Raw genomic sequence first — 13863 nt, 5'->3', positions numbered from 1 at the left:
CATCCTGATGAGGGCAGGTGTGACTCATGTCCAGCCAGCGGACTCTGTTGAAGGTGCTCCTGACCAATCGGCATTTGCAGTCACACCGGGCCTTCAGTATCGAGTACAACAAGATCGCCAGCCGGGTGGACAAGACGCTGGCCGGCACCGCCCCTAGCCGCGAGCAGTTCAACCGGTGGCTGTCGGGCAAGGTGAAGACCGTCCCGCGGCCTGAGCATTGCCGGGTCTTGGAGCGGATGTTTCCCGGACACAGCGCCGCTGACCTTTTATCCGCATATGATCCCCAAATAGTGCCTTTAGGTGTCCCTAGGACATCTCATGAAGAGGAAGCGCCCACGAATCGGCGAGGAATGTTTCAGTTTGGCGCGAGGACCATGGCTGCGGAGGACGTCGGCGGCCAGGCCAATACGGATCGCCAGCCTGTCGTCTCCAGCGCGCGCCCCCACGATGCTATGGATATGGAAGAACTACGCCGTCAGCTGCTCATCGGCATCGTCGGCCTGGGAGCAACCGCCGCGTTTACCCCGTTGGACGGACTAGAACGCCTGCATACGGTCATAGACCAAGGGTTGGGCGGGCCGGACCTGGCCGATTGGGAGGAGCGCGCGTGGGAGTACGCGCACCGGATGGTCTCTCACCCACTGCCTCAAGTGATCAGCGACCTGAGCGTGGATATCCTGGCCTTGCAGGAAATCATGCCCAAGCAGAGAGCTACAGGCTGGGCACGAGTCAATGCCGAAATGATGATGTTCCTCGCCTACGCTCTCGGTTCGGCTGGTCACATCAGACAATCCCACCACTGGTGGTCCTCAGCGCGCCGAGCCGCCGCGGCGGCCGGTGACGACATGGTCGCCCTTGTGGCGTCCTTCGAGGCGATCCTGGGACTCTACGAGCCCCGGCCGCTCCCGCTGATTCTCGCCCGGGTCGATTCAGCCTTAAAGGCATCTCGCGGGATGCCTTGCCATGCGACCACCAAGGCGTTAGGCGCTCGGGCGCATGCTTTGGCGTTGATGGGGGATCGTGAGGGTTCATTCGAGGCGCTCGACGAGCAGGCGCGCGTTTACAAGCTGCTTCCCGGCTCGATCACCGACGATGAGGTGTCTGTGTGGGGTTGGCCGGTACAGAGGCTGCTTCACACTCGCTCGCTCGTCTATACCCTCGCTGGTTATCCTGCTGCCGGCCAGGCGCAGCAAGATTCGATCGCCGCCTACGCTCCCGGCCGGTCGCGCCATGCCGCCCGCCAGTCCGCGCAAGTGCACCTGCATGTGGCTACCTCTGCGGTGCGCTCAGGAGATGTGTCGGAAGGACTGGCCTACGCCCGGAGGACTTTGGAATTACTCGGCACCGACGATGTGCGAGCTTCGTCCTACACGCGGCTTCGACCGTTGTCGCTGTCGTGCCTCAGAACGAGTTACGAACCCATTTGCCCGCTGTGATCGAATACCGGGAGAAGCTGGCCCTTCCGAGAGGTTCGTGATGAGCATCGCCTTCTACCGCATGACCGGAGAGGACGCCGCCGCCGCTGTGCTCGGCGACGAATACGCCGAGGTGTACCTCCGGATCAGAGAAGAACCGCCGTACAACAGTGGACCCCTGTATCGGCGCGACAGGTTCCGCGACCGGACAAGCGCCCAGGCCCAGCGTGCGGGGTTCGCCCTCGTCGCCGCCAACGATGAGGCCGGGAAACTGGCCGGGTTCGCATTCGGTCTTCCGATGGCCGAAGGTGCCTGGTGGGGCGGCGAGACGACACCCGGCCCGCCCGAGGCGGTGGCGCAGGCGAAATTCGCGGTCATCGAACTCAATCTGCTGCCGGAGTATCGCGGTCACGGCTACGGCAAACGCCTGCTGGATCTCCTGCTGGAGGGACGGCCCGAGCCGTATGCGACGCTTCTGGCCAACCCTGCCGCCGCTGCGCATGCCAAGTATTTGAGGTGGGGCTGGCGGATGGCCGGAACCTGCCGCCCGGCACCGGATGCGATGGTGACCGACGTCTTGATCCTGGACTGACGATAGGCCCACGTCATCGAACACCTAGGGGCACGCCTGCGGCATCGCTCCTCATTGCCATGAGCGGGTCGTCGAAGTGCAGCGGGTCGCCGTCGTTGCCGCCGACCTCTCGATCCCTCTGGAACACGAAAGCGCCCTGCTCCTCCAACGATTGGAGGAGCAGGGCGCTTTTCGAGTGCAGGTGCTACCGCCGGTTGGCCGGGAGGTCCGGCCGCGGGGTGTGCTTGGCCTTGTAACCGGCCAGGGCCGCCAATCCGGTCGGCACCAGCGGCAGGACGATCGCCTCCACCCAGTCGGGCAGGAACGAGATCAGCGACGGGTCGTCGGCGACCACCTGCAGAATGGCCATACCGGCGACACCGACGAAGTAGGAAGTTAGGGTCATCGCCTTGACCTTGGCCTCCACGGGCCTGGAATAGGTTACGGGCTCAGCGTGCATGTGCCTCTCCTCCGGGGCATCCCGCCACCATGGCGGGGTTCAACGCACGTTGGAAGCGCGGGCCGCGCTTCCAACGAATCAGGGTGAAGGGTTGGAAGCGGTGATCAGCGGCCAAACATGCTGATCTTGGCCATCGAGACCTTCTCGACGACCGCCGCGGCGACGTCGTTGCGCGGGTTGAGCACGCGAAGACGCAACTGGTTGTTGGTGTTGAGCGAGAACTGGCCGCCCACGGACTCCTCGACCCGGCCGTTGGCGTCGGCGTGCGCCGTCAGCCGCCAGGCGTCGTCCTTGAACGTCTTGCCGTCGCGGCTGTACCTCGACCAGGCGATGTCCACCTCCGCGCCTGGGGGCAGGCCGCGGACCTTCACCAGGCCGTCCGCGATACACCAGCGGGAGCCGCTGACCAGGACCGCGACACCGTCCTCGCCGTGCGCGGACGGATCGTCGGTCCACTCGGTGTGCCAGCGCACCGCCAGCTCGCCGCCGGCCGGAACGTCCTGGTCCTCACCAGCACCCAGAGAGATGACCTCGGGCACGTCTTCCTCCTGCTGATTAGTGATCGTTCCGGGGTTCTTCGTCCGCCTGGCGACGTTCGATCGGAAGGTGGACATGTTGAGGCTGTGCGGGTCGATCTTCTGGACGTTGACCTCCTTGTGGCCCAGCACCCGGGCCGCGGGCAGGTCGAACTCCAGGCACAGCTCCGCGCACAGCGCGTGATAGGCGTCGAGCTGCGCGCTCGGCCAAGGGGTGCGGCCGTCGTTCTCGGCCTCGATGCCGAGGCTCGTGTCGTTGCGGTGGTACGGGCTCGTGCTCGGCGCGTTGTGCCAGCATCGACCTGCGGCGACGATCCAGATCCGCCCGGTGTGCTGGAGCCAGATCTGCGACAGCGGCCCCGGCAGTCCCGGCCGGCCGTCCCTGACAACGCGCAGGTCGTCCCACCCGGCGGTGTGGTGTGCCACCACGCCCTGTACCGAAGGCTGGGGTCCATGCCCCCGGGATCTCCACCCGCCGACCTCCGTCACGGGATAACCCGTGCGTCGGGCAACGTCGGCGAGTTGCGTCAGCCACGGCATGTCAGCTGTCCTCCTTCGAGGTGTCGGCGGGGTCCTCGTGGTCGCGAGGGAGGTCGGCTTGCACCGCCGTGGTGTTGATGACGACCCGCTGGTGCGAAGCCGCCAGTCGGTGCTCCGTCAGATGCACGCCCAGGGCGTCCTCCACCCGGCGCATACCGGATTCCGTGCGGTTCACGGCATCCCTCAAGCTGGTGCCGTGGTTCTCCCGCAGCTGCTCCTCGATCCAGGCGAGCCGCACCATCACGCCTTGTCGGCCGGGCACGCCCGGCCTCTCCTCCACCCCGAACCAGTCGTCGCGGACGTCGCCGAGCATGTCGGCGATCTGCGACAGCTTCCGGCCGGGCTTGACGACCAGCACGTACAGACCGGACGCGGCGGCCGCGAGGAGCACGACCACCGCAGCCGCCGTGAGGATCACGTTGCTTTCAGCCCCCGCGATCACAAGACCCCCTTGAAATGGAAAAACCCCCAAGCTGGTGCTTGGAGGCGCAAAGCAAAAGTCGATTGCTGCTCTACTGTTCGGTCCCCGCCAGTAGCGGCCCGAGGAACGTGCTCGGCGGCTTCCGTGTGGCAGTCGGCTCCCCGTTGCCGCGCCGCCACTCAACCGTGAGCTTCCGGGACTCCACCCGATACGGGTCCAGCCGGATTTGGCGCATCGGCTCCAGCGGGTCGATCGGTGCGGCCCTCCTGGACCCGACGAACTCGAGTGCGGCCTGTCGGTCGGACTGCTGAGCAGGCTCCAGCCGTACCGCCATCTCCTTCACCGCGGCGATCCGCGCCAGATGTGCCTCCCGGCGGGTTATGTCCGAGACGCCGGGTGTCCAGCAGTCCGGTAGATCCTGGGTCGCTTTCAAGATCCGCTTCAGGATCGGGTGTTCCCACGCCAGAGCATCCTGCGGGCTCGGGATGAACCGCTCGTGCAAGATCACGTCCAGCAGGGTGTCCATGTCCTCTGGGTCCAGGCCGTACAAGGCGGCCTTCCACTCGAACGTGCTGTGCGGGACGCGGCCGACACCCCGACGCCCGGATGCGTCCACCTCGTAGATGGCCCACAGCGGTTCGGCCCCGGACGGCTGATCACGGTCCCCGCCGTCTGCACCGGTCAATGACGTGTGGCTGTATCCGAATTCGCAGTCCCAGATCGTCCAGATCTGAGCAACCATCAGGCCCCCTTGGATTCATAGGTGAGACACGGAAGCGATGCTCGGGACCGGCAGAGCCAGCTTGATCAGATCAACGTGTGGGCGCGTATCAACGAGACCTTGGAGTTATTGTGCCCATCGATCTGTCTCAGCCCTAACTGAAGGTCTGGTCGGCGAGGTGGTCTTGGAGGTCGGCGTGGCGGAATTGGTAGATGGGGCCGACCGCGCGGAGCAGACCGAGCCGGTGAGCGTCACCGAGAAACGCCATCAGGTTGCGCGGAAGTATTCCGCGTCGATTCAGATGATTGACCGCGAGCAGATAATTCCAGGACGCTCCACCATGCTGAGCACCTCCGAGCCCAAACGCAAGCCCAAATGCGAGCCCGAACACGAGCCCCAATGCGAGCCCACCCACGAGCCCATTCGTAAGCCCAAAAATAAGCCCGAACACGAGCCCAAACGCGATCACGCGAACGAGGATAAGGGTGAGATCACCGCGTAATGTCTTGGCTGGTGTGCTCACCCGGTCCAAAGGTGCGGGAGATGCCATCCAGGTGCTGAGCCCGACCGCGAGCCCGACCGCGAGCCCAAACACGAGCCCGAATGCGGGGCCAAACACGAGACCAAACACGAGTCCGCCCACGAGCCCAAACGCGAGCCGCTTCAACAGTTCTTTTGTGCGGCGGCGAAGAGTGAGGTTGGCGTAACCGGGGTCCAGCGATCTTGAAGTCGCGAGCCCACCCGCGAGCCCACCCGCGAGCCCACCCGACAGCGAGCCCACCAGTGCACCCACCAGTGCACCCACGAGCCCAAATACGAGCCCACCCACGAGTCCAGTGATTGTGCGTATGCGGGTGGGTGTGAGAGTGCGGGGGGCTAAGTGCCACCAAGCGAAGTCGCGGGTACGGGCGCGCCCGTCGGGAGTGCGGGGATGGGTGAGGTGGTAGGCGATCCAGGTGAGCCAGCGCTTGGCGTCTTGTGGGTCATGGAGGCGCCGAGGCCGGAACAGATGGCCCGGATCGGCGCTGGGGAGCCGTTGTCGAATGAGGGCGGGAATGAGCTGGTCAAACAGGTGGGCACGCAGGCTGGCAGTCGTGGGATAAGCGGCGGGGTCGGTGAGAGGGGTCGGATCAGGAGCGGGGCCGCTGATGGTAGGCGGCCGGTAGACGGTACGAACAAGCCACAGCCCAAGGGGAGTGGAACACACCTGGGCCAAAGGACTGGTAGGCATGTCCCGCTGGCTGGCCAGCTGGTCCAGCACATACTGCCAGGCCGGGGAGGGAGCACGGCGCAAGCACCGTTCCAGGTATGCAGCGGCCGTGATCGGGCGGAGGGGAACCGATTCGATGACCGCGCCGCCGGTCAGCGCAGTGTCGGCGGCAACGACGGTGTCAGTGTAGTCGTCAGTGCGGCAAGTGAGGATCAAGCCGCCGTGGCCGAGGGTACGGTTAAGTGCGTCCAGAACCGCGGCACGGGCCGACAGGGGGACTTCGTCGAGCCCGTCGATGACCGGCAGCACAAGCGGGTCGGCGCCCGCCGTGAGGTCGGTGATGGCGTGCGGTCCGTATTCGGCCGCGCCTAAAGCAGGGTAGAACAGGGCGAGCTGGGCGGCCGTCCATTCCCACACACCGGGATGGGTCGCGGTGTCCCAACTGGCGGCCGACATCAGCACCGGAACCGGATCGCCATCCTGGCGGATGCGGATTAGCTCGCGGACTAACTGGACGGCCAGGGTGGTCTTGCCCGTGCCCAACCCGCCCAGCACCACCAGACGACGCCGTTCCAACGCCTGGAACTGCACCGCCAACTCCCTGATCTGATCGCTGGCGCCCTCCCACCCGGCCGCGCCTACCTGACCCGCCACATCCACCAGCTCCGAGTCGGCTAGCAGCCGCCACCACACTGGCATTGGATGCGGATCATCCAAGGATCTCAGCTCGGCTTCGGTTTCCCATTGGGCGGCCACCAGACGGGCCAACGCGTCCGCCGCCGAGGCCACCATCGCCGAGGATGCTACTGCCGGATGCCGGCCCCGCCACCACCATAGGAACAACGGCACCCACAGTGCAGTAACAGTCAGCGCCACCCCCACGACCTGCCCGGTGTCGGCTGCGGTCCCCAGGTCTGTGACCCGCCATACCAGCACCAGCACCAGCACCGCCCCGACCAGCGCCACCTGCCCGGCAATCAGGATCAGGAACCGCCGTCTCCGGCCACCGCCCGCCATAGCCATATTGTCCTCGAGTGACTCACTCCATGTGCCCGGCCGACATCCAACCGTAACCTCCAAGCATCGGAAGAATCGGTGGGCCCCATCGCGTCGCTCTTATGCAGCCAGCCAACGAGGTGGGGTGAGGATGACCGGCTCTCAGAGGTCAGTGACGTAGCCACCCCCTAGTGACGGTGATTCCACCACGACAGCTCGATCCGGCGGCGCCGTCCCTGACCATCGCCACCACACCCATGAGCATCGCCATGGGCTCTGGATAGAGCACCCACATGTAGTTGATGGTTCCGCCGCTGCCGCCGATGGTTGTGGTTCCAACCGACACAGCGTCGTAGGCGTCCATCTGTGCTTCGTCCAGGTAGCGGCCTCGGATGTAGAAAACGCCGGTCCCGTCCGTGTGCATGAACGTCTCGGTCGCTGGCGATCCGGCGTAGTAGCCATACCTGCCGTACGAAGAGGCGATGTCCAATCGGCCGCCCTTCGGTTGGGCGGCGTTCTGGTCCATCACGTTGAGCCGGGTCAGCGTGGCGCCGATCTGGAGTTGCGCCCGGAAGCTCGCAGCGGCGTCCTGGCTGGAGGTGATGACCAGCGTGGCCTCACCCGGGGCGATGTCGTCCCGCGTCTGCAGCAGCGAGTAGTCGCCGCCCCATCCCGGGAAGAAGCGCATCTCCGGGTAGGTCGCGCCCGGTGGGGCCAGTTCTAGCCGCCGGCCGGTCGCCGCGGTGCGGATGTGTGCGCCTGTGATCGTCTTGCCGTCGATGGCGGTAACCGTCAGCTTCGTCGCATCGATCGCGTTCGCGGCAATATGAGCAGCATCGATCGCCCCGGCCTGGACCTTGTCGGCCGTCACGGCGTTCGCCGCGATATGTGGAGACTGGATCGCCTCGGCCTGGATGAGCCCACCTGTGATTGTCCCAGCGGTGATCTTCGCGTTCGCCGGGATCGTGCCGTTGATGATGGGTGGCCTCCACCGACAGGCCGGCCTCGCCTCCGATCAGGATGACCGACGCGGCATCCTCCAACGTCCCCGTGTCCGGCGCCTCCGTGATGTCGCGGCCAAAGCGCAGGTCAACCGGCAACGGACCGGACGCCCGGTCAGCGCCAAGCACCGTCTCCGAGTTGAACACCTGCAAAGTCCGGCCCTGCATCCGCCAGTCAAGGACACCCTGCGCACCGAGGTTGATCAACACGGTGAGGAGATCCATGCCGGGCTCCAGCGCGAGCGTCAGCGAGTGCGCCCACGGAGGTCCCGCGCTGTCGTGGCTTGCAGAGAAGCCGTACGACAGGCCGGTCAGCGCACCGCGGGCCTGCCCCTCTTGGATGAACGTCGCAAGGATCGCCCCCGGCGACACCGCGTTGAACGGCCTCTTCCCGTCCACCAGCGCGTTGTTCGGGTACAACACGACCTTCCGAAGCATCCACGACCAGCCGGGGCACTCATACGACCGAGAGCCGGTGCGGTCCGTTTCGTCGCCCGCCCGCTAGCGTGGTCACGTCGGCGCGGATTCCGGTCTTGAGTGGATGGCGAAGGAGCGTGACCGCGTCACTGCGGATTTCCGGTTTTCGGATAGGAGTTTGAGGGGAGGTGGACGATCCGGAGGAACTCCGGGAGGCGCCAGAGGCGGGGGCCGCGGGCCGTTATCTTGCCGGTGAGGGCGGCGCGGGCTTTGCTGATGCGGCCGAACAGCATCAGGTTGAGGGTCGGGGGGTCGAATGAGAGGCGGACGTCGGCGCCTTGGCCGGTCTCTTCGAGGGTTACCCGGCGGTCTTGGAGCACGAGGGTGACGGGGGTTGTGTGGGCGGAATGGAATTCGACCGCGATCCGGCGGCCGGGGACCGGGGGGCCGAGCAGTCCGCCCGCGTGGTTGCGCAGCATTCCGACGAGGAACAGTTCGAAGAACAGGGCGGCATCCTGGGGCGGTAACTCCCAGCGGGTTTTGGCCGCGCGGGCGATATCCCAGCCGTGGATCAGGAGTTCGTTGACCAGGTGGGCGAGGACACCGGCGATCGGGACGCGGGAATCGCCCAGCCATGGGACCGGAGCGGCGGGGTCGGCGTTCTCGGTGGCGTGCAGAATGTCGTCGATGTCGCCGGCGAGAAGGTCGTGGAGAACGCGGAGGTCCCGTTCGGTGAACTGGCGCAGGACTACGTCGTTGATCTCGGCGACGGTGTCCACCGTGGTGGTCATGATCTGGTGTTCGACGTCGGGGAACGGGTGCGCGACCTTGTCCGGTTGCAGGATCGAGGTGTAGAGGGAGGCGATGCTGCGCACGTGGGCGACGCTGTCGGCCACCGTCCACTCCGCGGTGGCCATCGCCTCGGGATCGGGCACGGATCCGACCAGCGTGAGAAACCGGTCGCCTGTCCGCCGCAGCGCATCCCGGCATGTCTGCCACTGCCCTAGCGTGATCGTCCCCACCACGACGCACCTCCAGAACTCAGCTGGAACACCAGCAGATTAACAATCGCCTTCCCATTCGGCTTTACTCAGAAGTGCGATGATCAGGACATCTGCGGATTTGCCCTTACGGGCCTGAAGCTTTCAGCTCGTAAGGGGCTGTGGATAACAACGAGCATCCACAGAATGAGGTTCGGGGGGTCAAGGGCGGTCGCGGAGATGACACCTTGCGGGGGTGATTCTGCTGCCTCTGCCGAAGTCCCTGACCGCTGCCTTTCTGGTCGTCGCGCCCAAGACCTTGCGAACTTCGCCCACCGTCGCGGTGTCCGACCTCTCGGTCGAGCAGGTGACGGCGGCGGACCCGCGTGTCATGGCTGTGGCCGAGCTGTTGTGCTGCGCCACCTGCTCGCCCGAACTCGAACCCTTGCTTCCTCTGCTGGAAAGCTCATCCCATCTCCTGGTGAGCTGCACATCGCCGCCGGGCTGGCCCTTCACCCACCTCTGGGCCGGAGCGTCCGCCGCCACAGCGCTCGCCTCCTCCCTCGGAGGCACTCCCATCGACGCGGACACCGCCCGCCCGCTCCCCTCAGCACACCCGCTTCCCTCAGCACACCCGCTTCCCTCAGCACACCCGCTTCCCTCAGCGCGCCCGCTTCCGCGTGCACCACAACCGATCACCCGCCCAGAATCCAGCCAGACCATCCCGTCCAGTCCTCCTCCGCCGGCGTCATTCAAGGACTTCGCGGTGGCATCGTGGTTGCGCGCCTCATCGGGATTCGATGCCGGAGGCGTGCGGCTCGCCACCCACGGAATGGCTCGCCTCGGCCTCCCGGAGCTTCGCGTCTTCGCCGTCCCCGACCGTCACGTGCCCACCTGGACGACCGCCCTCCACGGCCTCGCCCACATCCTCCTCACCCGCCAGCTCACCGCCATCGCCACCCACCCCACCCGAGGCAGCCACCTGCTCCCCACCGAACTCACCGTCACCACCACCGACATCACCACAGCCGAAGGCCTCACCCCACCCGTCGCGCATGGCGGCGAAGCGGGGGACGTTGGTGAGGGCCGAATGTGGTGGAGGAAGGTTGGGGTGCGTTATGAGGTCTTGCGGGGTGGGGCGCAGTTCCTCAATGTGTGGGCGTTGGATCAGGGGGATTAGAGCGTTCACCCAGCTGCGCAACAACTACGACAAGGGCGCGGCCGGGGTCTTCAACGGCACCGTTCGGCGTCGTCACCGGCATCGTCGGAGAAGACGACAGTGAAGCCGGCGGCGCCGGTCCTAGCAACGGGCCAGTGGCTCTCTTTGGTTTGTGGCATATCCTCCCCGCTCTGGGGCGGCGCCGGTCCTAGCAACGGGCCAGTGCTAACGGGAACGTGGTGCGGCGCTCGATCGATGGACAGCCGCGGACGACGCTGCTGGTCATCTACAGCATCTAGGCAAACGCGTGCCGCGCTTTCCAGCAGGAGCACGTCGGGTTGGTCTTCGACGTGGAGCGGCACGGCAACGGCCCGCAGCATCATGCTGCCGTTCTGCCCAACGGCGCTGTGCTCGAGATTGACCCAGCGGCCCTGACCGTGCCGGGGGCGCACTGCGGCTCGGCTTCGCGGTGGCCGCGGCGGCAACTGCCCTGGAACCCGGTCAACTGCCTGCTCCGCAGGCTGGCGGGCGCACCGTGGAAGGCCACGTTGCGCAGGGCTGGCTAGGCTGACCAGGTGGGCACGAACCAGCCGGGATTCGTCCGGGGACTGCGAATCGACACTCGGCAGATCGGGTCCGGCTACCCATTCGATCTGCCTGCCGTCTCCTGGCTGGTCACGTCCGGCGGCGTTGAGTTATCGCCGACGGCGACCTTCCTCGTCGGCGAGAACGGCTCCGGCAAGTCGACCCTCGTCGAGGCTATCGCGGTGGCCTGCGGCTTCAATCCCGAAGGCGGCAGCCAGAATTTCCGATTCGCGACTCGGGCCAGCGAATCCTCCCTCGCCGATCACCTCGTCCTGACCTGGGGGCTGGCCAAGCCACGCACCGGCTTCTTTCTGCGGGCCGAGTCGTACTACAACGTCGCCACCGAGATCGAACGACTCGACCGCGAACCAGGGCCGTCACTGCTGGCCTCCTACGGGGGCGTCTCACCCCACGAGCGATCGCACGGCGAGTCGTTCCTGGACCTCGTCGTCCACCGGTTCGGTCCGCAGGGCCTCTACGTGCTCGACGAACCTGAGGCCGCCCTGTCCGTACGCGGATGCATGGCTGTACTTCGCCGGATCCATGATCTGGTCGGGCAGGAATCCCAGTTCATCATCGCCACCCACTCACCGATCCTGCTCTCCCTCCCCGGCGCGACCATCTTGCAGATAGACGCTGACGGGTCCATCCAGCAGGTCACTTACGACGAAGCCCTCCCGGTCGCCCTCACGCGCGACTTTCTCACGGCGCCCGACCGCTTTCTCCGGCATCTCCTCGCCGAGGACACCTGATCGAGGGCGATGGCTGATGGGCTCGTGACTGAAGGCGATATAGACCGGGTTGCCGTCCTGGCCCCTGTCTGGTATTGACCCGAGCTTGTTCCTGAGGCTTTCGGTGGCCGCGAAATACAAGGTGTCCCAGGTCTGGATGGTTTGGAGAGCTGATTTGTTGAAATCGTTGCGGGTTGGCGGTGGACGGTGTATCAACGACGCGGGTGATCACTTTGGTTTCGTATTATGTCGACCTTGCCATCGGTCTCATTCTTGCCTTTCTGTTGCTGTCGCTTCTGGTCAGCGGGCTGAATGAAGGTCTTGTCCGGCTGCTCGGGATCCGTAGTAAATTCCTGTGGGCCTATCTGCGTGACACGCTCGATGGTGGCGAGGTGGTGGAGAAGGTCCCGCGGGTTCTGCGGTGGCTGGATGCCCGGCTCAAGGGCTTCAGCCGGTTCAGCAGAAGGCTGCGCAGCGCGCTCTCCGATCTTCTGCCACCCCCGAAGCTGATCCGCTCGCGCTTGCCCGCGACCCTTCTCGGCGTCTTCGCGAAACTCCCCTTCGGCAAGGACCCGCGCCCTGCCTTCAGCCCTTACCCGGCCCCCGTCCACAGCCCGCCCCTGGCCGCGGCCGCCGACTCCCTCGTCGCCGCCGAGGTCAAAGCCGCGGAATCATTGGCAGGTTTAGCAGAAACAGCTGATTCAGTACGAACGGCTGGTTCGGCAGGAACAGGGGACCCAGCAGGAACGACGGAGGCATCCGGAGCGACAAGCACGACATCAACGACGGGGACGCCGGTGTCCGTCGGACCGGATGGTTCCACGGGGGCGCCCGAAGCGGCGGGAACAGCGGAGCCCATCAGAACAGACGCGACGGCGGAATCACCCTTAACGGCGGGGACAGCTGGCGCGGCGGGGACGCCGGACTCCATCAGACTGGACGGAACGGCGGAGGAACACAGATCGGGAACGGCGGGGGGACACGGGTCGGAAACGGTGGGGGCAGCTGGATCGGTGGGAATGGGCGGGTCGACAGGCTCTGTGCTTCCGTCGGAGATCTTGATCGCTAGTACGCCTGCCGACCAAACGCTCGGTTCCCTTGGGATCGTGGATTCGTCGCAGGCCGCTGGCGGCGGGTTCGCCGGGGCGGTTGCGGGCTCGGCCGTCGATTCGGCGCATGGTGCGGAGCATGCCGATCCGCGGGAGCACGGTGAGTCCCTTACCGACCTGCTGCATGAGCGCCTTCAGGAAATCGACGAGGCCAAGCAGGGCAAGACGACCATCGCTGAGATTCCGCCGTCACGCTTCTCTGTGGCTCTGCTGGAAATTGCTTCCGACCGTGGGGGCATCGAACCTCTGCTCAGCCAGCTTCAAAGGCTCAAGAGCCCGCTCTACCGCCCCATGGCCGCTATCTGGGAAAAATCCGGCGGCACCCTCCCATCCCTGACCCCTGTGCCGCCAACACCGGCGACCCTCGTAACCACACCACCCGCGTCCGCTCATTCCCCTTTCACCGACTCCGGCGTGCCTACGCCCGGCACGGCAACCGCGCCCGGCGAGGTGGCCGCCGCCAGCGCGGTCGACATGGAAGCGTTCCGCAAGGGCGTCGAGGACTGGTTCGACGGCGAGATGACACGGCTCACGCTGCTCTATCGCAGATATGTCCGATGGGCGGTCGGCGTCCTCAGCCTGCTGGTCACGCTTCTGTTCAGCATGGACGCCCTGGAATACGGCAAGACCCTGCTCAACGACAACGCCTACCGGAGCGCGGTGGCCGCCTTCGCCGATCAGGGCGAACAGGCTCTCGCCCCCATCAAGGCGCAGTGCGAACCCGACAAGGACATCTACACCTGCGTCACCGATGTCCTCAGCACCCCAGCCTTCGTCAAGATCTTCGCGCACGCCCCCGTCAGCGCCGCCATCCCCCCGTCCGGCAGTCCTGCCTGGACCTGGCGCGGCGGCGACTGGTGGGACCGCCTGGTAACCCCCAGCCACTGGCCGGGCTTCCTCCTCACCCTCGTCGCCCTCCTGTTCGGCGCCCCCTTCTGGTGGGACATGTTCCGCCGGGTGACAGGTCTGAAATCCCGCTCCACCACCTCCACCACGAAGTAGTCCCCGCAC

The 13863-nt window shown here is 65.9% G+C and carries 14 protein-coding genes; 7 read left to right on the top strand and 7 right to left on the bottom strand.

Annotated elements, in window-relative coordinates; genetic code table 11:
* Nucleotides 1-26: 26 nt before the first annotated feature.
* Both ABGB08_RS22665 and ABGB08_RS22660 read left to right on the top strand, forming a co-directional pair.
* Nucleotides 27-1436 carry a hypothetical protein gene (locus tag ABGB08_RS22665; RefSeq protein ID WP_347593364.1) on the top strand — a complete coding sequence of 470 codons (1410 nt, stop codon included), beginning with the start codon at nt 27-29 and terminating at the stop codon, nt 1434-1436.
* 40 nt (nt 1437-1476) lie between these two features.
* Complete coding sequence (locus tag ABGB08_RS22660; RefSeq protein ID WP_347593362.1) at nt 1477-2007, top strand: GNAT family N-acetyltransferase; 531 nt, start codon at nt 1477-1479, stop codon at nt 2005-2007.
* 184 nt (nt 2008-2191) lie between these two features.
* Here ABGB08_RS22660 and ABGB08_RS22655 read toward each other — a convergent pair whose 3' ends face one another.
* The 6 genes from ABGB08_RS22655 to ABGB08_RS22630 form a co-directional block, all read right to left on the bottom strand.
* Nucleotides 2192-2446 carry a hypothetical protein gene (locus tag ABGB08_RS22655; protein ID WP_347593360.1) on the bottom strand — a complete coding sequence of 85 codons (255 nt, stop codon included), beginning with the start codon at nt 2444-2446 and terminating at the stop codon, nt 2192-2194.
* Between the two features lie 104 nt (nt 2447-2550).
* Nucleotides 2551-3522: an N-acetylmuramoyl-L-alanine amidase gene (locus ABGB08_RS22650; protein WP_347593358.1), complete on the bottom strand. Its 972-nt coding sequence runs from the start codon at nt 3520-3522 to the stop codon at nt 2551-2553.
* A 1-nt stretch (nt 3523) separates the two neighbouring features.
* Nucleotides 3524-3964: a hypothetical protein gene (locus ABGB08_RS22645; RefSeq protein ID WP_347593356.1), complete on the bottom strand. Its 441-nt coding sequence runs from the start codon at nt 3962-3964 to the stop codon at nt 3524-3526.
* Nucleotides 3965-4034: 70 nt separating this feature from the next.
* Nucleotides 4035-4685, bottom strand: coding sequence for a hypothetical protein (locus ABGB08_RS22640; protein WP_347593354.1), 651 nt, complete (start codon nt 4683-4685; stop codon nt 4035-4037).
* A 133-nt stretch (nt 4686-4818) separates the two neighbouring features.
* Nucleotides 4819-6891 (bottom strand): hypothetical protein, encoded by a 2073-nt coding sequence (locus ABGB08_RS22635; RefSeq protein ID WP_347593352.1) that lies wholly within the window; start codon nt 6889-6891, stop codon nt 4819-4821.
* A 148-nt stretch (nt 6892-7039) separates the two neighbouring features.
* Nucleotides 7040-7741, bottom strand: coding sequence for a hypothetical protein (locus ABGB08_RS22630; RefSeq protein WP_347593350.1), 702 nt, complete (start codon nt 7739-7741; stop codon nt 7040-7042).
* 470 nt (nt 7742-8211) lie between these two features.
* Here ABGB08_RS22630 and ABGB08_RS22625 point away from each other — a divergent pair, with 470 nt between their 5' ends.
* Entirely contained in the window at nt 8212-8376 is a 165-nt protein-coding gene (locus tag ABGB08_RS22625) for a hypothetical protein (protein ID WP_347593348.1), read from the top strand.
* A gap of 58 nt (nt 8377-8434) precedes the next feature.
* Here the strand turns inward: ABGB08_RS22625 and ABGB08_RS22620 are convergent, their stop codons facing one another.
* On the bottom strand, nt 8435-9310 hold the full coding sequence (locus tag ABGB08_RS22620; RefSeq protein ID WP_347593346.1) for a maleylpyruvate isomerase N-terminal domain-containing protein: 876 nt from the start codon (nt 9308-9310) through the stop codon (nt 8435-8437).
* A gap of 214 nt (nt 9311-9524) precedes the next feature.
* Between ABGB08_RS22620 and ABGB08_RS22615 the strand changes: the two genes are divergently transcribed.
* The 4 genes from ABGB08_RS22615 (at nt 9525) to ABGB08_RS22600 (ending at nt 13854) form a co-directional block, all read left to right on the top strand.
* Nucleotides 9525-10448 carry a hypothetical protein gene (locus ABGB08_RS22615; RefSeq protein ID WP_347593344.1) on the top strand — a complete coding sequence of 308 codons (924 nt, stop codon included), beginning with the start codon at nt 9525-9527 and terminating at the stop codon, nt 10446-10448.
* Between the two features lie 317 nt (nt 10449-10765).
* Nucleotides 10766-10993: a hypothetical protein gene (locus ABGB08_RS22610; RefSeq protein WP_347593342.1), complete on the top strand. Its 228-nt coding sequence runs from the start codon at nt 10766-10768 to the stop codon at nt 10991-10993.
* Nucleotides 10994-11002: 9 nt separating this feature from the next.
* A complete protein-coding gene (locus tag ABGB08_RS22605) occupies nt 11003-11764 on the top strand; it encodes an AAA family ATPase (protein ID WP_347593340.1) in 762 nt (253 codons plus the stop codon).
* Between the two features lie 173 nt (nt 11765-11937).
* A complete protein-coding gene (locus ABGB08_RS22600; protein ID WP_347593338.1) occupies nt 11938-13854 on the top strand; it encodes a hypothetical protein in 1917 nt (638 codons plus the stop codon).
* The last annotated feature ends 9 nt before the right edge of the window (nt 13855-13863 follow it).

It is taken from the genome of Acrocarpospora sp. B8E8, from assembly GCF_039871605.1.
GTDB lineage: Bacteria > Actinomycetota > Actinomycetes > Streptosporangiales > Streptosporangiaceae > Acrocarpospora > Acrocarpospora macrocephala.
This window is presented reverse-complemented; position numbering and strand designations above follow the sequence as displayed.